The sequence below is a fragment of the Saccharopolyspora sp. ID03-671 genome (assembly GCF_045278815.1).
Classification (GTDB): domain Bacteria; phylum Actinomycetota; class Actinomycetes; order Mycobacteriales; family Pseudonocardiaceae; genus Saccharopolyspora; species Saccharopolyspora ipomoeae.
In genome coordinates this window covers 4,159,737-4,180,968 of the sequence record NZ_CP134054.1, presented here as the reverse complement: position 1 = coordinate 4,180,968, position 21,232 = coordinate 4,159,737, and the positions used below count along the sequence as shown (strand labels likewise).

Below are 21,232 nucleotides of genomic sequence, written 5' to 3'. Positions count from 1 at the left end.
GCCACCCTCACTTCTTCTCCGGCAGCGGCGGGAGTTCCGCGTCATCGGGCATGCTCGGCGCGATCCAGCCGCGCTCCTGGGCCAGCGCCGCGCCGCGGTTGGTCTCGGTCGCCTGCGAGGAGCCGGTCACCGTCTCGTCGAGGTCGTCGAAGAACCCGGCCAGCTGGCGCTCGGCGCCCCGGAAGTCCGAGAGCGCCGGGCCGCGCGACGGCGCGGGCTTCTCACCGCGCTGCAGGGCCTTGACCAGTTCCAGCGCCTGCTCGGGCGTCTGGTTGTCGTAGTACTCGTAGTTGACCTGGAGCACGGGGGCGAGGTCGCAGGCCGCGAGGCACTCGGCGTGCTCCAGGGTGATCGAGCCCTCGGTGCCGGGTTCGCCGGCGGTGCCCTCGTGCCCGACGCCCAGGTGCTCGCCGAGCGTCCGGTAGATCGCGTCGCCGCCCAGCGCCGCGCACATCGTGTTGGTGCACACGCTGACCAGGTGCTGACCGCACGGCTTGCGCTTGTACATGGTGTAGAAGGTCGCCACGGCGCTGACCTCGGCGACCGACAGCGCCAGCTCCTCGGCGCAGAACTTCATGCCCGCCGGGCTGACGTGCCCCTGCACCGACTGCACCAGGTGCAGCATCGGCAGCAGCGCCGACCGCGACTCCGGGTACCGGGCGATGATCTGCTTCGCCTCGGCCCGGGTGTCCTCTCCGAACACCGAGGTGTCGACCGCGTCGGTCCGCTCCTCGGTGGTGGTGAACTCGAACTGCTCGGTCATCGATCCACCCCGCCCATCACCGGGTCGATGGAGGCGACCGCCGCGATCACGTCGGCCACCAGTCCGCCTTCGCACATCGCGGGCATCGCCTGCAGGTTCACGAAACTGGGTTCGCGGACGTGCACCCGCATCGGCCGGGTGCCGCCGTCGGAGACCAGGTGCGCGCCGAGCTCGCCGCGCGGCGACTCCACCGGCGCGTACGCCTGGCCGGGCGGCACGTCGAAGCCCTCGGTCACCAGCTTGAAGTGGTGGATCAGCGACTCCATGGACTGGCCCATGATCTTGCGGACGTGCTCCAGGGAGTTGCCCATGCCGTCGGCGCCGATGCTCAGCTTCGACGGCCAGGCGATCTTGGCGTCCTCGACCATGTGCGGCCCGGACTCCATCTTGTCCACGCACTGCCGGATGATCTTCAGCGACTCGTGCATCTCCTGCACCCGCAACATGTAGCGCGCGTAGCAGTCGCCGGCGTTGCTGGTGGGCACCTCGAAGTCGAATTCCTCGTACCCGCAGTACGGTTCGACCTTGCGCAGGTCCCACGGCAGGCCCGCGGCGCGCAGCAGCGGCCCGGTCACGCCCAGCTGCAGCGCGCCGTCCAGCGGCAGGTAGCCGACGTCCTTGAGGCGCTGCTTCCAGATCGGCTGGCCGGTGAACAGCTTGTCGTAGTCCGGCAGCCGCGTGTCCATGACCTTGATGAACTCCCGCACCTTGTCCTGCCAGCCCTCCGGCAGGTCCTGGGCGACACCGCCGGGCCGGACGAACGCGTGGTTCATCCGCAGACCGGTCAGGAACTCCAGCAGGTGCAGGACCTCCTCGCGCTCCCGGAACCCGTAGGTCATGCCGGTGGTCGCGCCCAGCTCCATCGCGCCGGTGGCCAGGAAGACCAGGTGCGAGGAGATCCGGTTGAGCTCCATCAGCATCACGCGGAACGTCTGGGCCCGCTTCGGCGCCTCGATGCCCAGCAGCTTCTCCACGGCCAGGCAGTAGGAGGTCTCGGTGAACAGCGGCGCCAGGTAGTCCATGCGGGTCACGAAGGTGACGCCCTGGGTCCACGTCCGGTACTCGGTGTTCTTCTCGATGCCGGTGTGCAGGTAGCCGATGACCGAGCGGGCCTTGGTGACCGTCTCGCCCTCCAGCTCCAGCACCAGCCGCAGAACCCCGTGCGTGGACGGGTGTTGCGGGCCCAGGTTGATGACAACCCGCTCCTCGCCGCCGGTTTCGTCCAGGAACTCGTCCCAGTCGCCACCGGTGACGGTGAAGATGCGGCCCTCGGTGGTGTCCCTCGACTCCGCCGGGTGAGCACCCGCGAGTGATTCCGTGGTCATCGCACACACCTCTCCGCGATCACGAGTAAGCCCTGCGCTGGTCCGGCGGCGGGATCTCCGCGCCCTTGTACTCCACCGGGATCCCGCCGAGCGGGTAGTCCTTGCGCTGCGGGTGGCCGTCCCAGTCGTCGGGCATCAGGATCCGAGTGAGCGCCGGGTGCCCGTCGTAGATCAGGCCGAACATGTCCCACGCCTCGCGCTCCTGGAAGTCGGCGGTCGGGTAGACCGGCACCACCGACGGCAGGTGCGGGTCCTCCACGTCCACGGCGACCTCGAGCCGGACGCGACGCCGGTAGGTCATCGACGTCAGGTGGTAGACCGAGTGCAGCCGCTGCGGGGCGTCCGGTCCGTAGTCCACACCGGACACCGAGCTGCACAGCTCGAAGCGCAGCGCCGGGTCGTCGCGGAAGATCCGGCACACCTCGAGCAGGTGCTCGCGGCGCAGGTAGAAGGTGATCTCACCGCGGTCCACGGTCACCTGCTGCACGGTGTCGTCCGGAATCCCCTCGGCGCGCAACGCTTCGAAGAGCGCGTCGACGACCTCGTCGAACCAGCCGCCGTAGGGGCGATCGCTCGCGGGCGGCACGTAGGCCGGCAGGTGCAGCCCGCCGTAGCCCGAGGTGTCGCCGGTGCCGCGCACGCCGAACATGCCCTGGCGCTCGCGTCCCGCGATCGGGGCTCCCGCGCGGGCCGGCTCGGCGCCGGTGGGCGCCAGGTCGGTCGCGCGCTCGGCGCTCGAACCGGGTTCGCCGGGCGCCGGGGTGGTCTCGTCTGCCACTGGATTCACCTACCCGCCTTGGTTTCCTGGCGCTGCTCCGGACCCTGGGAGAGCTCCGGGCGCACCGGAGCGCTCTCGAAGGCACCGAGCTCGTCGGATCCGCCCATCTCGCGCCGCTGCGCGGCCTGCTGCCGTTCGGCGCGCTTGCGCTGCGAGGCGTTCTTCGGCGCGTACCGGACGGAGGAGGGGATCATCGGCGTGCGGTCACCGCGCTCCAGCTTCTCCTGAGCGCGCTTGGCGTTGATCGGCTCGTCCATGATCTTGGCGTGCAGCTTGAGGATCGCGTCGAGCAGCATCTCGGGGCGCGGCGGGCATCCCGGCAGGTACATGTCCACCGGCACCACGTGGTCGACGCCCTGCACGACCGCGTAGTTGTTGAACATGCCGCCGGTGGAGGCGCACACGCCCATCGCCAGCACCCAGCGCGGCTCGGGCATCTGGTCGTAGATCTGGCGCAACACCGGGGCCATCTTGTTGGTCACCCGACCGGCCACGATCATCAGATCGGCCTGCCTCGGGGTGGCGGAGAAGCGCTCCATGCCGAACCGGGAGATGTCGTAGCGGGAACCGCCGACGGTCATCATCTCGATGGCGCAGCAGGCCAGCCCGAACGTCGCCGGCCACATCGACGTCTTCCGGGTCCAGTTGACGAGCTTCTCCACGTTGGCCAACAGGATGCCGTTGGGCAGCTGCTCTTCGAGCCCCATCGCCGGCACTCCTTCCCGCGTCTTTGCGGCTAGTCCCTGCAGTTCGTCCAGGCGCCCGGCGGGTTACCGGGCTCAGCGCTCCGGTTTCAGTTCCAGTCCAGCCCGCCTCTCCGCCAGACGTAGATGTAGGCGAAGCCGACGGTCGCGATGAACAGCACGATCTCGATGACGCCGAACATCCCCAGGGAATCGGCGGAGACCGCGAACGGGTAGAGGAAGACCATCTCGATGTCGAAGAGGATGAACAACATCGCGGTCAGGTAGTAGGCGACGGGCATCCGGCCGCCGCCGATGACGGGCTGCGGCGAGGGCTCGATCCCGCACTCGTAGGCGTCGAGCTTCGCCTTGTTGTAGCGGCGGGGACCGACGAGCGGTGCGATCGCGACCGAGAACACGGCGAACCCCAGCGCCAGCGCGAACAACAGCACCAACGGGATGTACGGGTCGAGCACCTTTGCTGCCCTCCAACCGGTTCCGGCTGTGTGGCCCGGAACACACTTCGTCAGTCCCCGCCGAGACGCAGGTCACGCCTCAGGCATTCGGTGCGCACTCTATGCGGTCGGCCGAATCGGCTCCGTAGTGAGGCGAACCTAACTTTATGACGTGTCTCACGCTTACCGGGACATCTGACCAGACACTCAGGGTCACGCGCTAGGGGTGACGCGAGTAGTGGCGCTGATCACACGATCCATGGCGTCCCCGCCCTTCTCGTCGTAGAGATTTGCCAGCAGCTTCAACACGAAACGCATCAACGTCTGCCTCGGCAGGCCGTGCTTCGTGGCCATCCGCATGACCGTGGGATTGCCAATCAACTTGCTGAAGATATTGCCGAGCCGGAAGTAGCCGCCGAGCTCCTGCTGCACCGCCGTCGGGTACCGGCGCAGCGCCTGCTCCCGGGAGAACGAGGTCGGACGGGCCATCGCGTGCACCGCGCACTCGGCCGCCAGCCGCGCCGACTGCATGGCGTAGGCGATGCCCTCGCCGTTGAACGGGTTGACCATGCCGCCCGCGTCGCCCACCAGCAGCAGGCCGTCGCGGTAGTGCGGGGTGCGGTTGAAGCCCATCGGCAGCGCGGCGCCGCCGATCTTGCCGGTGGCGTTCTCCTCCCGGAACCCCCACTCCTCGGGGGTGCCGTCCAGCCAGGCGCGCATCAACTGGCGGTAGTCGGTCTTGCCGTAGGCCGACGAGGTCGACAGGATGCCCAGCCCGGCGTTGACCGTGCCGTCGCCCATGGCGAACAGCCAGCCGTAGCCCGGCAGCAGGCGCGGTTCGTCCGGGTTGGACCGGTCCCACAGCTCCAGGTGGGACTCCAGGTACTCGTCCTTGTGGCGCGGGCTGGTGTAGTACCGGCGCACGGCCACGCCCATCGGGCGGTCGTCGCGCTTCTGGATGCCCACCGACAGCGCGAGCCGCGCCGACACCCCGTCGCAGGCCAGGACCAGCGGCGCCCGGTAGCTGACCGGCTCGCGCTCGGGACCGGTCTTGGCCTCGACGCCGACGACCCGGCCGGTGCGGTCGTCGGTGAGCGCGCCGGTGACGCTGGTCTGCTGGAACAGCCGGGCGCCGGCGAGCTGGGCGTTGCGGGCCAGCAGGTCGTCGAAGTCGTTGCGCGGGCGCACCACGCCGTAGGGCGGGAAGTCCGACAGGCTCGGCCAGTCGAGGTCCAGGCTGACCCCGCCCCCGACGACGCGCAGACCCTTGTTGTGCAGCCAGCCGGCTTCTTCCCGGGTGTCGATCCCCAGGTCGATGAGCTGCTTGACGCCCCTCGGCGTGATCCCGTCGCCGCAGACCTTCTCCCGCGGGAAGACGCTCTTCTCCAGCAGCAGGACGTCGAGTCCCGCTCGGGCCAGGTACGTCGCAGCCGTCGAGCCGGCCGGTCCGGCCCGACGACGATCACGTCGGCGTCGTCGTCCGGTCCGCGGCGGCTGGTGGCGCTGGTCATGACACTCCTCGAACTAGTGCAGTGCTCGGTGCGAACCCGCTTGTGAACGAGTTCACTAATTCCGAGTCTAGGCCGCTGCACCAGCGCGATCGACCCTTTCTCCTACGCCACCCGAGTGAGGAAGCCCGCCCTCCAGGTGCACCGCACGAGCCCGCGAGGGGGTCGCCAGGTGACGGTTTTAGCCATAATTGACCGGACAAAAGGGACGCCGCACCCGGGCGATTCTGGCTAAAACCGTCCCCTGGCGAGCCGGAGCGCTCAGAGCTCCAGGGCGAGGAGGCGGGAGCTGAGGGTCTTGCCGTGGGTGTCCAGGGCGAGGGACGTGGTGACACCGCCGTCGAGGGCCTGCTGGCAGGTGAACTGCAGGGCCTTCAGCAGCGGCAGCTCGTAGCGGACGACCTCGCCCCTGACCTGGCCGGACAGGTGCTCGCGGACCCGGTCCGCGGTGAGCTCGCGGCGGAGCCGCTCGTAGTCGGCGTCGTCGAGGGGGAACACCGAGAGGATCGAGGTGTCGCCCTTGTCGCCCGCGCGGCAATGCGCGATCTCATGCAGTCGCATCGTCCACCTCCAGGGTCGTGACCTGCGAGGACACGTCCGTTCGGGGAATCAGGGCGGAGACGATGCCGATCACCTCGCGGACGTCGGCGCGGACGCCGCCGCCCCCGGCCGGGCCGTTGGTGTAGAGCGATTCGACCTCGTGGCAGACGGTCAGCGCCGCCATCCGGTCCTCCACCATCGCCGCCACCCGCAGTCGGCACTCACCGTCCGGATCGCCCATCGCGCCCAGGACGTCGGCGCGCACCCGGAGCCCCGTTCCGCCCAGCCTCGCCGTGACGACGTCGGCGGCCAGCCGCGCCCGGTCGGCGGCGCCGGGACCGGCGTAGCTGATGCCGCACTCGGCCCGGTGACCTGCGCGGTAGCCGACGCTGACCTTCAGCTCGTCGGGTCGCCGCCGCCCACGGGCACCGCTGATGCGGACCCGGTCGCGGCCCGCCCGCTCGGCCCGGACCTCGCGGAAGTCCAGCTCCACGTCGGGCGTGCGGTAGCCGGTCGGGTCGGCGACCTCGTAGAGCAGCTGCTCCCGCACGGTGCCGACGGTGACCATCCCGCCGCTGCCCTCGGGCTTGCCGATGGTCGCGCTGCCGTCGGCGGCGACGTCGGCGAACGGGAAACCGAGCTCGGCCAGCCCGGGCACGTCCTTGACACCCGGATCGGCGAAGTAGCCGCCGGTGACCTGCCCGGCGCACTCCAGGACGTGCCCGACCAGCGTCGCGGCGGCGGTGCGCGGCACGTCGTCGAGGTCCCAGCCCAGGCGCTGGACGATCGGCGCCACGAACAGCGAGGGGTCGGCGACCCGGCCGGTGATCACCACGTCGGCGTCCAGCGCGGGCAGCAGCTCCTCCGCCCCCAGGTAGGCGTTGGCCGAGACGATCTCGCCGTGCTCGGCCAGCGGCCGCCCGTCCTCCAGCGCGGGCGCGTCCGGGTCGAGCCGGTCCAGCACGTCGTCGCCGGTCAGCACGGAGATCCGACCGGTGAGCCCGGCCGCGGCCATGACCTCGCGGGTGACCTCCCCGGCGCGCAGCGGATGGGCGGCGCCCATGTTGGTGATCACCCGTGCTCCGTTCGCCAGCGCCACCGGCAGCAGCCGCTCGAAGCGCGCCCGCAGCAGCGGGTCGTGGCCCTGGTCCGGATCGCCCAGCCTGCGCTGCTGCCCGAGGGCGATGGTGCGTTCGGCCAGGCACTCCAGCACCAGGTCGTCCACCCCGGCCCGGGCGAGCTCGACGGCCGGTTCGATCCGGTCCCCGGCGAACCCGGCTCCGCTGCCGATCCGCATCGCGCGCACTACAGCACCCCCGTGACCAGCGCGACCAGCGTCATCACCAGGGTGGTGCCGAAGGCCCAGCCGAAGATGAACCGCTGGTGGTCGCCGATGTCGACCTTGGACATGCCCAGCAGGATGAACGTCGAGGCGGTCAGCGGGCTCAGCGGGAAACCGGTGGTCATCTGCCCGAGGATCGCCGCCCGACCGATCGCGGCCGGATCACCGCCGAGCGCCGCGCTGGTCTCGGCCAGCACCGGCACCACTCCGTAGTAGAAGGCGTCCGGGGTGAACACCAGGCTCAGCGGCATCCCGGCGATCGCGGTGATCACCGGCAGCACCGCGCCCCCGGCGTCGGGGATGACCGCGACCAGGCCCTCGGCCATCGCCTCGATCATGCCGGTGCCGGTGAGGATGCCGGTGAACACGCCGGCCGCGAAGATCACCACGACGACCAGCACCACGTTGTAGGCGTGCTTGCCGAACAGCTCCTGCTGGCCCTGCCAGGTCGGCCGGTTGACCAGCAGCGCGACCAGGAAGGCCACCAGGAACAGCACTTCCAGGTCGGCGAGCTGGAACAGCAGGCAGCCGACGAGGGCCAGCGTGAGCAGGGCGTTGAACCAGAACCGGGCCCGGTCGGCGCCGGTGAGCCGCACCCGCTCGACGTCCTCCACGGCGATCACGCCGAGCCGCTTCCGCTCGGAGCGGCCGATCAGGTACGCGGCCAGCAGCACCCAGCATATCCCCGCGATCATCGCGGGCAGCACGGGCAGGAACAGCTGCGCCGAGTCGAGCTTGAGCGCGGCCATCGCCCGCGCGGTAGGACCGCCCCACGGCACCATGTTCATCACGCCCGCGCCGAGGCAGACCACACCGGCCAGCACGATCCGCCGCATGCCGAGCCGCTGGTAGATCGGCAGCAGCGCGGAGACGGTGATCAGGAAGGTGGAGGCGCCGTCGCCGTCGAGGGCGACCAGCAGCGTGAGCAGCGCGGTCCCGACGGTGATCTTGAGCGGGTCACCCTTGGCCCAGGCCAGGATGCGGGTGACGGCGGGGTCGAACAGCCCCGCGTCGATCATCAGGCTGAAGTAGAGCACCGCGAAGGTGATCATGATGGCGACCGGGCGACCGTGACCAGTCCGTCGGCCACGAGCTCGCCGAGCTTCGCACCGTGACCGCTCAGCAGCGCAGCGGCGATCGGGACGAGGGTGAGCGCGAACAGCACCGACACCCGGCGCGAGAGCACCAGGGCCAGGAACACGCCGATCGTGAGGAATCCGCTCGCGGCGAGCATGGGCGACCTCCGAACACCGCCGTTGGGTCGGACGGGAAGCGAACCGAACGGGAAGACTGTGATCCACACCGCTCATGCCGGTCAAGCAATAAAAACGGATAGATTCATGTGCCATGAGCATGGATCTGACGGTGCAGCAGCTCAGACTGGTCCTGGCCGTGCACGACACCGGCGGGTTCACCCCGGCCGCCGAGCGGCTGCACCTCGCGCAGTCCTCGATCAGCCGCGCGGTGCGCGACGTGGAGCGCAGGGTCGGCACCACGCTGTTCCGGCGCACCACCCGGCAGCTGGTCACCACTCCGGAAGGCGTGGAGTTCTGCCTGGTCGCGCGGCGCGTGGTGGAGTCGTTCGACGCCGGGATCAACCACTTCCAGGGCTTCCTCGCCGGGTCCCGGGGCCGGGTCCGGGTGGCGGCGCTGCCGTCGATGGCGGCGATCCTGCTGCCGCCGGTCGTCTCCGCCTACCGCGCCGAGCACCCGGACGTGGAGCTGTCGATCACCGACGGCATGTCCGACGAGGTGCTGGCAGAGGTCCGCGCGGGCACCGCCGACCTGGGCGTCACGGTCGTCGCCGAGCCGCCGCTGGACCTGGTGGTGCTCCCGATCGCGACCGACCGGATGTGCGCGGTCTTCCCGCCGGAGCACCGCTTCGCCGCTCGCGCGGCGCTGACCTGGGCCGAGCTGGCGGGCGAGCCGCACATCGCGTTCGGCGCGGACTCCAGCATCCGCCAGCACGCCGACCGCTCCTTCGCCGCCGCCGGGACGCGACCTCGCGTGGTGCTGGAATCCGGCAACATCACGGCGGTCGCGGGGCTCGTCGCCGCAGGTCTGGGCACCGCGGTCATGCCGGGCACGGTGCTGCCGCTGGTGGCCTTCGCCGGTCTCGCGCACGTCCCGCTCACCGAACCGGAGACCCACCGCCGGATCGCGGTGATCCGCGCGCCGCACCACCCGCAACCCCCGGCGACCAGGGCGTTCACCGAAGCCCTGACCCGAGCGCGCACACCCGCGCCGGAGACGTCCTGGCTCTGAGCCGCTCCCGTGCGGAAGCGCTCAGATACCGCGCCCGCGGTGGGCCCCGCGGTTCTCAGAGCGGGTTTCGGGCGTGGTGGACCGCGACCACTCCGCTGGTGAGGTTCTTCCAGGTGGTGTCGGTCCAGCCGGCCTCGGCGATGAGCTCGGCGAGCGCGCGCTGGTCCGGCCAGGAGCGGATGGACTCCGCGAGGTAGACGTAGGCGTCCGGGTTGGAGGAGACCGCGCGGGCGATCGGCGGCAGCGCGCGCATCAGGTAGTTCATGTAGACGCCGCGGAACGGCTGCCAGGTCGGGGTGGAGAACTCGCACACGACCAGGCGCCCACCGGGCCGGACGACCCGGCGCATCTCGCGCAGACCGGCCACCGTGTCGGCGAGGTTGCGCAGGCCGAACGAGATCGTCGCGGCGTCGAAGGCGTCGTCGGCGAACGGCAGGTGCAGCGCGTCGGCGGCCACCAGCGGCACCCCGCGCCCCTTGCCGACCGAGAGCATGCCCAGCGAGAAGTCGGCCGCCACGCAGTAGGCGCCGGAGCGCGCGAACTCGACCGTCGACACACCGCTGCCCGCGGCGAGGTCGAGGACCTTCTCGTCCTGCTGGGGCGCGAGCAGCTGCCGGGTCACCTTCCGCCAACGCCGGTCCTGCCCGAAGGACAGCACCGTGTTGGTCAGGTCGTACCGGCGCGCGACACCGTCGAACATCGCCGCGACTTCGCGTGGGTTCTTGTCCAAGCCTGCCCGAGACACACCCGCAGCGTACGTGGCCGACGCTGAGCCGGGTTCAGGCAGCCGCCGACTCCGCCCAGCCGCAGACGGCGGCGTAGTGATCCACCAGCTGGCGGCACAGCGCGGGCCAGGTGCGCCCGGCGACGGCGTTGCGGGCGTGGCCGCCGAAGCGCTCGCGCAGGGCGGGATCGCGCAGGTCGTCCAGGGCTCGGCGGAGCGCCTCGGCGTGCTCGGCGTCGTCGTGCGCGGGCAGCAGGTAACCGGTGCGACCCACGTCGACCAGGTCGCGGGGACCGCCCGCGTCGGGCGCGATGACCGGGACGCCGGAGGCCATCGCCTCCTGCACCGCCTGGCAGAACGTCTCGTGCGGGCCGGTGTGCACGAACACGTCGAGGCTCGCGTAGATGTCGGCGAGCTCGTCGCCGGTGCGCTGGCCGAGGAACGCCGCGTTCGGCAGCTCCCCGCGCAGCCGTTCGCGCTCCGGCCCGTCGCCCACCACGACCAGCCGCACGCCCGGGTCGCCGTCGATCTCGGCGAGCCGCTCGATGCGCTTCTCCGGCGCCAACCGGCCCACGTAGCCGACCAGCAGCTCCCCGTTCGGCACCAGCTCCGACCGCAGCCGCGGGTCGCGCCTGCGCGGCGTGAAGCGCTCGGTGTCGACCCCGCGCCCCCACCGGTGCACCCGCGGAATCCCGTGCTCGCGCAGGGTTTCCACGGCCCACGTGGACGGGGCCAGGGTGCGGTCGGCGTGGCAGTGCAGGCGGCGGATCCACTTCCACGCGGCCTTCGCGGTCAGCCCGAGCCCGTAGGACTCGGCGAAACCCGCCACGTCGGTCTGGTACACCGCGACCGTCGGGACCCCGAGCCTGCGCGCGGCGTTGAGCCCCCGCGCGCCCACCACGAAGGGCGAGGCCAGGTGCACCACGTCGGGCCGGAACTCCTGCAGCCCGCGCAGCACGCGGCGGCTCGGCAACCCGATCGGCAGCGAGGACACGATCGGCAGGTCCATCGCGGGCAGTCTGATGACGGGGAAGCCCTCGTAGGAGTCGGGGCCCGGACCAGGGGCGATGACCAGGGCCTGGTCCCCTCGGCGACGCAAGTGCTCCAGCACCCGCAACACCGAGTTCGTCACTCCGTTGATCTGCGGCAGGAAGCTCTCGGTCACGATCGCGATGCGCACGCGGAACACGGTCGCGGCCGGTTCGGGCGAACAGCCGACGCCCATGTGACGCGACCACCAACGACAACCGAAGTCCGCCCCAACTCGGACATCGGTCCGCAAACGTGGCCTGCGGCTCCACGGCCGGTCACCTCGGCGTTGCTGGGCGGTCACCCGCCGCGCGGAGGCTGGGGACGCATGACGGCCCTGCCTACTCCTCCCGCACAGATCGAACCGGCCCTGGTGTCACGGGCTTTCGAGGTCGCCGGCCGGCTCGCCAACGACGCCGCGGACGTGATCATCGCGACGGCGGGACGAGGGGCGCGGCCGGAACCGAGCGAATCGCCGTTCGACTGGGTCACCGACACCGGCCGCACGCTGGAGCGGCACACCCGCCGCATCCTCGCCGACGAGTTCCCCGGCACCCCGGTGCTCGGCGAGGAGTTCGGGGAGGAGCCCAACGGCCCGCCGCAGCAGGGCGGGGCGCGGTTCCGCTGGTCGGTCGACCCGGTCGACGGCACCGCCAACTACGTGGCCGGACTCCCCTGGTGCGCCTACAGCCTGGCGATGCTCGACGCGCACGGGCCGGTGGTGGGCGTGGTCGCCGACCCGTACCGCACCCAGATCTACGCGGCCGCGCGCGGCCGGGGCATGCGCGCCAACGGAACCCCGGTGCGGCTGCCCGATCACGGCGAGATCCGCGGCGGCATCGTGTGCACCGAGCTGACCCGCAACGGGCCGTGGCCCGGCATGGACCGGTTCATCACCAACGCGGCGTCCGCGCAGGTCGGGGTGCGTTTACTGGGCTCACCGGCGCTGGCCATCACCCAGGTCGTGCTCGGGCACGCGGTGGCGGCGGTGCTCGACGACTACCAGGAGTGGGACGTGGCCGGCGCGCTCGCGCTGGCCACCGAGGCCGGTGCCACCGTCCTCGACCGGCGCGGCGAACCGGACCCGCTGCCCCGCGACGGCCTGCTCGTCGCCGCCCCCGGCGCGGCCGCCGAGGTGCACCAGTGGTGGCTGCAGGCCGCCGGGATCACGACCGGCTGACCTGCTCAGCGGCGTCGGCGCGACGCCTCAGCACGACTGGCCGACCGGCTCCGGCAGTACCGCGGAGAGCGGCTTGACCAGCGGGAACCGGCAGCGCAGCTGCTGAACCCGCTGCGGATCGGTGTCCTCGACGAGGTCCAGCACCTCGGCGGTGACCTCCGCGAAGCGCTGCTCGGCGGCGGTGAGCTCGGCCCGCACGCGGCGGGCTATCTCCACGTCGCGCGGCGCGGATCCCAGGCCCCGGCCGAGTTCGGCGAACACGCGCAGGCTGGGGAGCTCGGCGTCCATCCGGCGCACCACGGTCCGCAGCAGGTTGCGGGCCCGCAGCGACGACACGGCCTCCACGGCACGGCAGGCCCGCCGCACCGCCTGCTCGCAGTGCTGCACGAACGGCTCCCAGCCGTCCGGCTCGGACCGCGGCAGCGGCTCCGGGTCCGCGGCCACGACCGCCTCGGCCGGTTCCTCCGGCACGCCGCGACGCCGCACCGCGAGCACGACGCCCGCACCGGCGGCTCCCGCGATCAACGCCACGAGCACTTGCAACCAGATCTCGTCCATCCCAGTTGCGCCCTTCCACTAGACCCCGACAGGGGAACGCGGAAGGCCCCCAGGCCAGTGCTTCCGGCGTTCCGATACCCCCTCGATCACTGTGCTCCGGGCCGGTGCTCATCGGCGTGCGGGGAACTACTCATCTTCGATTGCGTTTCCGACACTTCCCCGCCCTGGCGGTCGTGCTTCCCGGCCGGGCCGGTCCCCGGGCGCGCGCGGGGTCAGGCGGCTGCTCGCCAGCCCCGCCCTGGCCAGGTGCTGCAGGTCGGCCAGCAGGAACTCCAGGGCACCGGTGTGCGCGCCGTCGCGGCCGCCGGGCCGGGTGAACTCGCCGAACCCGGCGGGCACCGGCAGCCGGGCGATGGAGAACACCTCGTCGAGGGACTGGCCCACGCGGGCGCGCACGCGGGAGGGGTCGACGCCGCAGCCCGCCTCGGCCAGCCGCGCCTCGACGGGGTGCGGGACGAACAGCTCCGCTCCGAGCGGCCGCACCAGCTGCCACCCGGCGGTCATCTCCCCGTCGGCGTCCCCGAGCTTGATGACCCACTGGGCGGCGTGGTCGCGGTGTCGGCCGAGCTCGTCCAGCGAGCGCGCTGCCAGCGTCGCCAGCACCGCGTCCGAACTGCCCGTGAGCTCCTCGAAGACCGCGAAGCGCCAGGTGGTGAACAGCAGGAGGCGGGCGACGGTGGTCGGGAAGTTCCCGCCCGGGCCGGGCCCGCAGTCGATCTCGGCCAGCCGCACGTTCCGGAACTCGGCGGGTTCTCGCAAGTAGGCGAGGCCGTCCGGGTCGGTCCGACCGGTGACCTCGGTGACGCGGCCGAGCAGAACCCGTGCGTGTCCCAGCAGTTCGTGGGCGATCTCGCCGAGCGCGGCCGACTCCTCCAGGCCCGCGCGCAGCCCCCACTCGGAGAGCCGGTGAGCGAGCACCAGGGCGTCATCTCCGAGCATCGTGCAGTACAGGGCCAGGTCAGCCGGGTCCGCCCCGGCGGGAACCGAGCGGTCGACGGTGGCCAGGACCGGGGCTCCGAGCACCCAGCGCTGACCCTGGTCGCGTTCCTCGAAGAGCGCTCTGGGGGTGTTCATGGCAACGACCTCGCAGACGCGGGGCCGGCTCGTCGACTCGTCGGCCACCGACCCCCTTTCGGCGGACACTCAGTCTCGCACCGGCCGCGGGGCGGCGAAAAGGGCCTTCAGTCCTGGTGAGATCTCCTGAGCAGCCAATACGTCGGCAGCACCACGGCCCACAGCACGGCCAGCGAGCTGAGGACCGGGAGCAGCGAGATGAGCGCGGTCCGCCCGGCGACCCGCACCAGGTCGGGGTTGCGGGAGTCGTACTCGACGCGCACCAGCTGCCCCACCTGGAGGTCGGTCGGGTAGAGCACGCCGTTCGGCGGGATGTAGACGCGACCGTCCTCGGTGTTGAACCGCACGACGGTCCGGGTCAGCGAGGTGTCCACGACCTCGGCGACCGCCTGGCCCCGCGATTCCACGATCGTGCGGTCGTTGATGAAGCAGGCCCCGATGATCGACAAGCCCATGACCGTGAGCAGCGCACCGGTGATGAGCACACCCCGGGCCACCCGGCGGCGGACACGGCCGGGCGAGGACTTCGACGCCGCCCGATCACCGTCCGTGTCGGAGCCGGTCACCGAGTCGGCCGCGTCCTGGGTCACCGCGTCGCCTGCCACGGTGACCGATTGTAGGGGTCGAGCGGTGCGGTGCCGGGCTCGTGTCGAGAGCCACGTGGCCGCTCGGCACACCCGAACCGCCACGCCGAATACGCTCCAAGCGTGGCGACTACATCCCGGCGGCTGATGGCGCGCACCCGCAGGCTCGACCCGGCCGACCCCCGGCACGACCGGCCGCTGCTGGACCTGCTGCCCGGTGGCGAGTCGCTGAGCTGGGTCCGCGAGGGCGAAGGCCTGGTCGGATGGGGCTGCGCGGCCCGCCTCGACACCTCCGGCGCCGCCCGCTTCGCCGACGCCGACTCGTGGTGGCGGCGGCTGTGCGGGCACATCGACGTCGACGACGCCGTGGGCCTGCCGGGCTGCGGCCCGGTGGCGTTCGCGAGCCTGGCGTTCGCCGACCAGCCGGGCGATTCGGTAGTGGTGCTGCCCGAGGTCGTCGTCGGGGAGCGCGACGGCGTCCGCTGGATCACCACGGTCGGCGATCCGGACTCGGCCCCCACCACCGGCAGCGATGCCGCTGAGCTCGCGCGGGAGCCACTGCGCCAGCCGGGCACGGTCTCCTACAGCGACGGGTGGCTGTCGGCCACCGGCTACCGGCAGGCGGTCGCCGAGGCGGTGCGGCGGATGCGCTCCTCCGGCGACGAGCTGCGCAAGATCGTTCTCGCCCACGACCTGCTCGCCAACACCTCCGAGCCGCTCGACGAGCGGTTCCTGCTGCACAACCTGGCCGCGCGCTACGACAACTGCTGGACCTTCGCGGTGGACGGGCTGGTCGGCGCCACCCCGGAGCTGCTGCTGGAGCGGCGCGGCTACGAGGTCCGCTCGCGGGTGCTGGCCGGCACGGCCTGGCCGCACCCGGGTCGCACCGACGACGAGATCGCCGCCGAGCTGCTGAGCTCGGAGAAGAACCGCAGCGAGCACTCCTACGCCGCCGAGTCGCTGGCCGAGGCCTTGCGCCCGTTCTGCAGCGAGCTGTCGGTGCCCTCGGCCCCGTCGGTGCTGCGGCTGCGCAACGTGCTGCACCTGGCGACGGACGTGGAGGGCAAGCTCGCCGACACCCCGACCCGCTCGGGCAGCCCCGACCTCCCGGGCGTTCCCGACGGGTCCGGCCTGCTCACGATGGTCGAGGCGGTGCACCCGACCGCGGCGGTCGGTGGCACGCCCACGGCCGACGCGATCCCGGCGATCGCGGAGCTGGAGGGGATGGACCGCGGCCGCTACGCGGGCCCGGTCGGCTGGATCGACGGCGCGGGCAACGGCGAGCTCGGCATCGCCCTGCGCTGCGGACAGATCGAACAGCAGAGCACCGCCGGAGGCGTCTCCGGCGGTGCTCGCAGTGCCCCCGGGGTTCGTGGGGGCCCCGGGGTCCGTGGCGGTCGGGTCCGGCTGTTCGCCGGAGGCGGAATCGTCCCCGACTCCGACCCGGACCTCGAAGTGGCCGAAGCCGAGGCCAAACTCCTCCCGGTGCGCGAAGCGCTGGAAGGTGTTCTCTAGCCCGTCAGTGCTCGTGCAGGAGTTCGTGGGCGCGGTCGATCTCGGCGGCTGCCGGGGGTGCGGGCACGTTCTCGCGGGCGGCGCTGGCGGCGACGCCGGTGGCCGGGTTCACCGCGGGCTTGCCGGGGGTGAACAGCCAGGCGTTGAACACGTCGTCGAGCTGCTTGCCCGACTTCTGCTCCGCCAGCTCCACGAACTGCTCGATGGTGCCGGTCGAGTGGCGACGCTCGACCGCCCAGGTGCGGGTGATGTCGATCATCGCCTCGTCGCCGACGACGGTGCGCAGCGCGTGCAGCGCCATCGCACCCCGGTCGTAGACGGCCTCGTGGAAGACGTTGTCGGGTCCGGGGTCACCGGGCAGGACCTGCCAGAACGGGTCGTCGGCCGGGTGCGAGTCGTAGTAGTGGTCGAACAGCTCCTGGGCGGTGCCGGTGCCGTGCGCCTCCGACCACAGCCACTCCGAGTAGGACGCGAATCCCTCGTTGAGCCAGATGTCGCGCCAGGTGTCGGCCGACACCGAGTCGCCGAACCACTGGTGGGCGTTCTCGTGCACGACCACCGACACGTTCGCCGCGCTCTGGAAGAACAGGTGGCTGTAGGTCGGCCGGGTCTGGTTCTCCAGCGCGAAGCTGGGCCCTCTGACGGGACGACGCCGCCTTGGGCGGACACCGGGTACTCGCCGAACAGCCCGCTCAGGAAGTCCAGGACCTCCGGGGTGCGCTCGATGCTCGCCTTCGCCGGACCGGCCAGCGGGCCGAGCTTGTCGGAGTAGGCGGTGACGAACGGCTGCCCGAAAGCGCCGGTCTTGCTGACGATCTCGTACTGGCCGATGGTCATGAACGCCAGGTAGGTGGCGGTCGGCTCGGTGTTGCGCCAGTTCCAGGTGGTCCAGCCGGCGAGGGTGCTGCGGCGGGTGTTCACGCCGTTGGAGACGACCTCGGTGCCGTCGGGCACCGTGACGGCCACGTCGTAGGTCGCCTTGTCGCGCGGGTGGTCGTTGCCGGGGAACCACCAGGAGGAGATCTCCGGCTGGCCGATCGCCAGCGCCCCGTCGGAGGTGCGCACCCACGGGTTGAAGCCGTTGACGTCGACGGCCGAGGGCGTGCCCTCGTACTCCACGACGAACGTCGCCATCTCGCCCTCCGCCAGCGTGTCCGGCGGGGTCACGGTGAGCTCCAGCCCGTTCTGGGAGAACTGCGCCGGTGCGCCGTTGACCAGCACGGACTTGGCGGTCAGCGCGAAGTCCAGGTTGAACGCCGTCAGGTCCTGCGTGGCGGTCGCGACGATCGTCGCGGTGCCCCGCAGGTGGTCGTCGGCCGGTTGGTAGCGCAGCTGCAGGTCGTAGTGCGACACGTCGTAGCCGCCGTTGCCGTAGCCCGGGAAGTAGGGGTCACCCGCTCCCGGCGCACCCGGCCCCGCACTGCCCGCCAACGCCGGCGCAGCGAACATCGCGCTCGCGCAGCAGGCCGCCATCACCGCGCGCAAGCTCCTCCGCTTCACCGCCTTGCCGGGCCGCTTCATCACCCTGCTGAGTCGAATCACCCTGCCACCTCCTCGAACTTCAGGTCCGATCAGGAGAGTAGGCAACCGCGTTCACACCCGGCGGGCTTTTCGAGCCGAGTTTTTCCCATCACCACACGGAAAAACGCGAATGCACACCAATGGAGTACGGCGTTGACGGGGTGCGGCGTTGCACCGGCCACAATGGCCGGTCGAACACCCACGAGCCCTGGAAGCGCACCGCGTTCGCGTTCCGTCGAGCCAGGAATCGTTCGTCCCGCAACGACTTTCACGTCGCGCGCCAGGCCTTTCAGGCCGGTCGCGCCTCAGCCGAGCAGTGCGGACCGGACCGCCGCGTGCAGCCGCTGGTGCACCGCGCGCAGTTCCTCGCGGTCGGCGCGCACCTCGACCACGCGCAGACCGGGCTGCGGCCGCAACGCCTCGCGCAGCTCGGCGTGGCCCGGGACCTGGACGTGCTCGACGCCGTGCGCCGCGCACAGCCGCCCCAGGTCGGTGCCGTGCGGCGTGCCGAAGACGCGGTCGAAGGAGTCACCCCTCTCCGGGCCGCGCTGATCGGGGTTGCGCTGATCGGGGTTGCGCTGATCAGGGTTGCGCTGATCCGATCCGCGCTGCTCCGGGCTGCCCTGTTCCAGCAGGCTGAAGATGCCGCCGCCGTCGTCGTTGAAGACCACGATGGTCAGGTCGGGTCGCTGCTCGTACGGGCCGAGCACGAGGCCGTTGCTGTCGTGCAGGAACGTCAGGTCGCCCAGCAGCGCGTAGGCCGGGCCGCCGTGCCCGGTGGCCGCGCCGAGCGCGGTCGACACCGTCCCGTCGATGCCGGCCGCACCGCGGTTGCGGTGCACCAGGACGTCGGGGCGCTGCCGGGCGGCGAGCGCGACGTCCCGGCTCGGGTTCGACGACCCGAGCACCAGCAGCGCGTTCTCCGGCAGCGCGTCGACGACCTCGCGCGCCACGGCGGGTCCGTTCGGCCACCGCTCCAGGTCGAGCGCGGCGTGCAGCGCCGCCGAGGCCTTCTGGTCGGCCTGCTGCCAGGCCGTGAGCCACTGCGGGTCCACCACGCCCGGCCCGCTCGGATCGGGTCCGGAACCGAATGCCTCCGCGACCTCGCGCACGTTGTGCGCCGGCGCGGGCCAGTCGGCCCCGCTCCCGTCAACGCCCCCGTGCGCCAGCAGCACCTCCACGTCGGTGTCGGCCAGCAGTCGCTGGACCTGGCGGAACACCGTCGGGCGCCCCACGCAGAGCACCTGCTCGGGCCGGTGTTCGCGGACGAACTCGGGCAGGTTGAGCAGCCACATGCCGGTGCTGATCGCGGCCGCGCCGGACACCCCGACGCCGCCGACCTCCGACAGCACGGGCCAGCCGTAGCGCTCGCCCCAGGCGCTGGCGGCCTCGGCGCCCCAGTCGCCGACCAGCACCAGGCCGCGCCCGGGCCGGAGCCGCGACAGCGAGCTCGGCCCCGCGCCGCGGTCGGCGACCTCGGTCCACCGCTCCCCGCCGGGACGCCCCTCCAGCGACTCGAACCACTCCGCGTCGTCGTCGGGCACCAGCGGCTCGCGGAAGGGCACGTTGAGGTGCACCGGTCCTCCGCGCATGCCGCAGGAGGCCGCGCTCCACGCTCGGCAGACCTGACTGCGCCAGTAGGCGTTCTGGCCCGCCCGGGCCTCGGCCACGCCGAGCTCGTCGAACAACCGCACCTCGCTGCCGTACAGCCGATGCTGATCGATGGTCTGGTTGGCGCCCGCCGCGCGCAGCTCCGGCGGCCGGTCGGCCGTGATCACCAGCAGCGGCACGCCCGCGTGGTACGACTCGCTGACCGCCGGGTGCAGGTTGCTCGCGGCCGTGCCGGAGGTGCAGAACACCGGGACCGGCCGGTGCGTGCGCGCCGCCAGACCCAGCGCCAGGAAACCCGCGCTGCGCTCGTCGATCCGGACGTGCAGCCGCAACCGCGCTGCGTGCGCGGCCCGATGCAGAGCGTAGGCGAGAGGTGCGTTGCGGGATCCCGGGGCGAGCACCGCGTGGCGCACCCCGTTCCGGACGAGCTCATCGACGATGACCTCAGCCTGGGCTGTGGACGGGTTCAACCGATCACCTCTGAAATCGCCTGGCGGACAACGGAGAAGGGTCCGCGGCGACCTTCTCCGGCGTCCACGCAAGCACCGGGGGACCGCGGGGAGGACCCCGCGCCGAGCACTTGCTACCCCTATTGTCCCAGGTGTGCAGAATCCCGTTGTGTCTGAGCTGTTTGATCCGAAGTTGTGGGAGCCGGTCGAGGGCTTCGACTTCACCGACATCACCTATCACCGCTGCGTCGAGGACGGCCCCGGCAGGGGCACGGTGCGCATCGCTTTCGATCGCCCCGAGGTCCGCAACGCCTTCCGGCCGCACACCGTCGATGAGCTCTACCGCGCTCTGGACCACGCGCGGATGTCCAGTGACGTGGGGTGCGTGCTCATCACCGGTAACGGCCCGTCGGCCAAGGACGGTGGCTGGGCCTTCTGCTCCGGTGGTGACCAGCGCATCCGCGGCCGTTCCGGCTACCAGTACGCCGGGGGTGAGACCGCCGAGACCGTGGACCCGGCGCGCGCGGGCCGGCTGCACATCCTGGAGGTGCAGCGGCTGATCCGGTTCATGCCCAAGGTGGTGATCGCGGTCGTGCCGGGCTGGGCCGCCGGGGGCGGGCACAGCCTGCACGTGGTGTGCGACCTCACCCTGGCCAGCGCCGAGCACGCCATGTTCAAGCAGACCGACGCCGACGTCGGCAGCTTCGACGGTGGTTTCGGCTCGGCCTACCTGGCCCGCCAGGTCGGGCAGAAGTTCGCCCGCGAGATCTTCTTCCTCGGGCGCCCCTACACCGCCGGGCAGGCCCACGAGATGGGCATGGTCAACGAGGTCGTCCCGCACGCCGAGCTGGAGGCCACCGCCCTGCAGTGGTCCCGGGAGATCAACGGCAAGTCCCCGACGGCGCAGCGCATGCTCAAGTACGCGTTCAACGCCCTCGACGACGGGCTGGTCGGTCAGCAGCTCTTCGCCGGTGAAACCACCCGGCTCGCCTACATGACCGACGAAGCCGTCGAAGGCAGGGACGCGTTCCTGCAGAAACGAGACCCCGACTGGTCCCAGTTCCCCTGGTACTTCTGAGACCTCCCAGTCCTCGTCGGGCAGCACGCCGGACAGCAGCAGCCCTTGGCCCTGCTCGTCCGGCGTCTCCCGCTCGGGCCCGGCCGGGTCGGCACCGCCGCTGCCGGACCTCACGTCCTCCGGCGACCCCGGCTCGCCGGCAGGGGACGGCCCGGTGAAGACGGGGATGACCAGCACGAACACGAGAAACATCGCCTTCTCCTTCCGCTCGCCCCCACATCATCGACCGATCCTTTCGAACACTTGATCG

At 71.6% G+C, this 21,232-nt stretch carries 20 protein-coding genes and 2 pseudogenes; 4 read left to right on the top strand and 18 right to left on the bottom strand.

Translation table 11 applies throughout. The annotated features are described in order from the left end of the window. Positions 1-7: 7 nt before the first annotated feature. The 10 genes and pseudogenes from nuoE to REH65_RS19245 all read right to left on the bottom strand — a co-directional run bounded on the left by nuoE (position 8) and on the right by REH65_RS19245 (position 8,628). On the bottom strand, positions 8-763 hold the full coding sequence (nuoE, locus tag REH65_RS19290) for an NADH-quinone oxidoreductase subunit NuoE (protein ID WP_281455451.1): 756 nt from the start codon (positions 761-763) through the stop codon (positions 8-10). Further along, the gene (locus REH65_RS19285) at positions 760-2,088 is read right to left on the bottom strand and encodes an NADH-quinone oxidoreductase subunit D (RefSeq protein WP_406688560.1); all 1,329 of its coding nucleotides are present in this window, start codon (positions 2,086-2,088) and stop codon (positions 760-762) included. Before REH65_RS19285 ends, nuoE begins: the two co-directional genes overlap by 4 nt. Positions 2,089-2,107: 19 nt before the next feature. Next, the gene (locus REH65_RS19280; protein ID WP_406688559.1) at positions 2,108-2,875 is read right to left on the bottom strand and encodes an NADH-quinone oxidoreductase subunit C; all 768 of its coding nucleotides are present in this window, start codon (positions 2,873-2,875) and stop codon (positions 2,108-2,110) included. Further along, entirely contained in the window at positions 2,872-3,573 is a 702-nt protein-coding gene (locus REH65_RS19275; protein ID WP_406688558.1) for a NuoB/complex I 20 kDa subunit family protein, read from the bottom strand. Before REH65_RS19275 ends, REH65_RS19280 begins: the two co-directional genes overlap by 4 nt. Positions 3,574-3,659: 86 nt before the next feature. Beyond that, the gene (locus REH65_RS19270) at positions 3,660-4,025 is read right to left on the bottom strand and encodes an NADH-quinone oxidoreductase subunit A (protein ID WP_281455454.1); all 366 of its coding nucleotides are present in this window, start codon (positions 4,023-4,025) and stop codon (positions 3,660-3,662) included. A 192-nt stretch (positions 4,026-4,217) separates the two neighbouring features. Then, a pseudogene (locus REH65_RS19265) lies at positions 4,218-5,515 on the bottom strand (geranylgeranyl reductase family protein). A 258-nt stretch (positions 5,516-5,773) separates the two neighbouring features. Next, on the bottom strand, positions 5,774-6,073 hold the full coding sequence (locus REH65_RS19260) for a hypothetical protein (protein WP_281455456.1): 300 nt from the start codon (positions 6,071-6,073) through the stop codon (positions 5,774-5,776). Continuing rightward, positions 6,060-7,349: an acyclic terpene utilization AtuA family protein gene (locus tag REH65_RS19255; RefSeq protein ID WP_406693197.1), complete on the bottom strand. Its 1,290-nt coding sequence runs from the start codon at positions 7,347-7,349 to the stop codon at positions 6,060-6,062. The genes REH65_RS19260 and REH65_RS19255 overlap by 14 nt, the downstream gene beginning before the upstream one ends. A gap of 8 nt (positions 7,350-7,357) precedes the next feature. After that, positions 7,358-8,446, bottom strand: coding sequence for a CitMHS family transporter (locus REH65_RS19250; protein WP_406688557.1), 1,089 nt, complete (start codon positions 8,444-8,446; stop codon positions 7,358-7,360). Continuing rightward, positions 8,443-8,628, bottom strand: coding sequence for a hypothetical protein (locus tag REH65_RS19245; RefSeq protein ID WP_406688556.1), 186 nt, complete (start codon positions 8,626-8,628; stop codon positions 8,443-8,445). The genes REH65_RS19250 and REH65_RS19245 overlap by 4 nt, the downstream gene beginning before the upstream one ends. 113 nt (positions 8,629-8,741) lie before the next feature. Here REH65_RS19245 and REH65_RS19240 point away from each other — a divergent pair, with 113 nt between their 5' ends. Continuing rightward, the gene (locus REH65_RS19240; protein ID WP_406688555.1) at positions 8,742-9,659 is read left to right on the top strand and encodes a LysR family transcriptional regulator; all 918 of its coding nucleotides are present in this window, start codon (positions 8,742-8,744) and stop codon (positions 9,657-9,659) included. A gap of 55 nt (positions 9,660-9,714) precedes the next feature. Here the strand turns inward: REH65_RS19240 and REH65_RS19235 are convergent, their stop codons facing one another. Together REH65_RS19235 and REH65_RS19230 are read right to left on the bottom strand one after the other, a co-directional pair. After that, the gene (locus tag REH65_RS19235; protein WP_281455459.1) at positions 9,715-10,404 is read right to left on the bottom strand and encodes a demethylmenaquinone methyltransferase; all 690 of its coding nucleotides are present in this window, start codon (positions 10,402-10,404) and stop codon (positions 9,715-9,717) included. Between the two features lie 34 nt (positions 10,405-10,438). After that, on the bottom strand, positions 10,439-11,563 hold the full coding sequence (locus tag REH65_RS19230; RefSeq protein ID WP_406688554.1) for a glycosyltransferase family 4 protein: 1,125 nt from the start codon (positions 11,561-11,563) through the stop codon (positions 10,439-10,441). 177 nt (positions 11,564-11,740) lie between these two features. On the opposite strand from REH65_RS19230, the gene REH65_RS19225 reads away from it, so the two are divergent. Beyond that, complete coding sequence (locus REH65_RS19225; protein WP_406688553.1) at positions 11,741-12,592, top strand: inositol monophosphatase family protein; 852 nt, start codon at positions 11,741-11,743, stop codon at positions 12,590-12,592. Positions 12,593-12,619: 27 nt separating this feature from the next. Here REH65_RS19225 and REH65_RS19220 read toward each other — a convergent pair whose 3' ends face one another. The 3 genes from REH65_RS19220 to REH65_RS19210 all read right to left on the bottom strand — a co-directional run bounded on the left by REH65_RS19220 (position 12,620) and on the right by REH65_RS19210 (position 14,829). After that, positions 12,620-13,150 (bottom strand): hypothetical protein, encoded by a 531-nt coding sequence (locus REH65_RS19220; protein WP_406688552.1) that lies wholly within the window; start codon positions 13,148-13,150, stop codon positions 12,620-12,622. A 126-nt stretch (positions 13,151-13,276) separates the two neighbouring features. Next, positions 13,277-14,224 carry a 1,2-phenylacetyl-CoA epoxidase subunit PaaC gene (gene paaC, locus REH65_RS19215; RefSeq protein ID WP_406688551.1) on the bottom strand — a complete coding sequence of 316 codons (948 nt, stop codon included), beginning with the start codon at positions 14,222-14,224 and terminating at the stop codon, positions 13,277-13,279. Positions 14,225-14,331: 107 nt separating this feature from the next. Then, positions 14,332-14,829, bottom strand: coding sequence for a DUF3592 domain-containing protein (locus tag REH65_RS19210; RefSeq protein ID WP_406688550.1), 498 nt, complete (start codon positions 14,827-14,829; stop codon positions 14,332-14,334). A gap of 102 nt (positions 14,830-14,931) precedes the next feature. On the opposite strand from REH65_RS19210, the gene REH65_RS19205 reads away from it, so the two are divergent. After that, positions 14,932-16,323 (top strand): isochorismate synthase MenF, encoded by a 1,392-nt coding sequence (locus tag REH65_RS19205; protein WP_406688549.1) that lies wholly within the window; start codon positions 14,932-14,934, stop codon positions 16,321-16,323. Between the two features lie 4 nt (positions 16,324-16,327). Here REH65_RS19205 and REH65_RS19200 read toward each other — a convergent pair whose 3' ends face one another. The 3 genes and pseudogenes from REH65_RS19200 to menD all read right to left on the bottom strand — a co-directional run bounded on the left by REH65_RS19200 (position 16,328) and on the right by menD (position 19,925). Continuing rightward, positions 16,328-16,840, bottom strand: coding sequence for a M1 family aminopeptidase (locus REH65_RS19200; protein ID WP_406688548.1), 513 nt, complete (start codon positions 16,838-16,840; stop codon positions 16,328-16,330). A 386-nt stretch (positions 16,841-17,226) separates the two neighbouring features. Further along, positions 17,227-17,772 (bottom strand): annotated as a pseudogene (locus REH65_RS19195) (M1 family peptidase); the annotation flags it as partial. Between the two features lie 377 nt (positions 17,773-18,149). Next, complete coding sequence (gene menD, locus REH65_RS19190) at positions 18,150-19,925, bottom strand: 2-succinyl-5-enolpyruvyl-6-hydroxy-3-cyclohexene-1-carboxylic-acid synthase (protein WP_406688547.1); 1,776 nt, start codon at positions 19,923-19,925, stop codon at positions 18,150-18,152. Positions 19,926-20,058: 133 nt separating this feature from the next. On the opposite strand from menD, the gene REH65_RS19185 reads away from it, so the two are divergent. Continuing rightward, positions 20,059-20,982 (top strand): 1,4-dihydroxy-2-naphthoyl-CoA synthase, encoded by a 924-nt coding sequence (locus REH65_RS19185; RefSeq protein ID WP_406688546.1) that lies wholly within the window; start codon positions 20,059-20,061, stop codon positions 20,980-20,982. Positions 20,983-21,232 lie beyond the last annotated feature (250 nt).

Excerpts from the sequence above, each read along its gene's own strand:
- nuoE (WP_281455451.1), bottom strand. The coding sequence starts at position 763 with ATGACCGAGCAGTTCGAGTTCACCACCACCGAGGAGCGGACCGACGCG.
- REH65_RS19285 (WP_406688560.1), bottom strand. The coding sequence starts at position 2,088 with ATGACCACGGAATCACTCGCGGGTGCTCACCCGGCGGAGTCGAGGGAC.
- REH65_RS19275 (WP_406688558.1), bottom strand. The coding sequence starts at position 3,573 with ATGGGGCTCGAAGAGCAGCTGCCCAACGGCATCCTGTTGGCCAACGTG.
- REH65_RS19260 (WP_281455456.1), bottom strand. The coding sequence starts at position 6,073 with ATGCGACTGCATGAGATCGCGCATTGCCGCGCGGGCGACAAGGGCGAC.
- REH65_RS19255 (WP_406693197.1), bottom strand. The coding sequence starts at position 7,349 with ATGCGGATCGGCAGCGGAGCCGGGTTCGCCGGGGACCGGATCGAACCG.
- REH65_RS19250 (WP_406688557.1), bottom strand. The coding sequence starts at position 8,446 with ATGATCACCTTCGCGGTGCTCTACTTCAGCCTGATGATCGACGCGGGG.
- REH65_RS19245 (WP_406688556.1), bottom strand. The coding sequence starts at position 8,628 with ATGCTCGCCGCGAGCGGATTCCTCACGATCGGCGTGTTCCTGGCCCTG.
- REH65_RS19240 (WP_406688555.1), top strand. The coding sequence starts at position 8,742 with ATGAGCATGGATCTGACGGTGCAGCAGCTCAGACTGGTCCTGGCCGTG.
- REH65_RS19225 (WP_406688553.1), top strand. The coding sequence starts at position 11,741 with ATGACGGCCCTGCCTACTCCTCCCGCACAGATCGAACCGGCCCTGGTG.
- REH65_RS19220 (WP_406688552.1), bottom strand. The coding sequence starts at position 13,150 with ATGGACGAGATCTGGTTGCAAGTGCTCGTGGCGTTGATCGCGGGAGCC.
- paaC (WP_406688551.1), bottom strand. The coding sequence starts at position 14,224 with ATGAACACCCCCAGAGCGCTCTTCGAGGAACGCGACCAGGGTCAGCGC.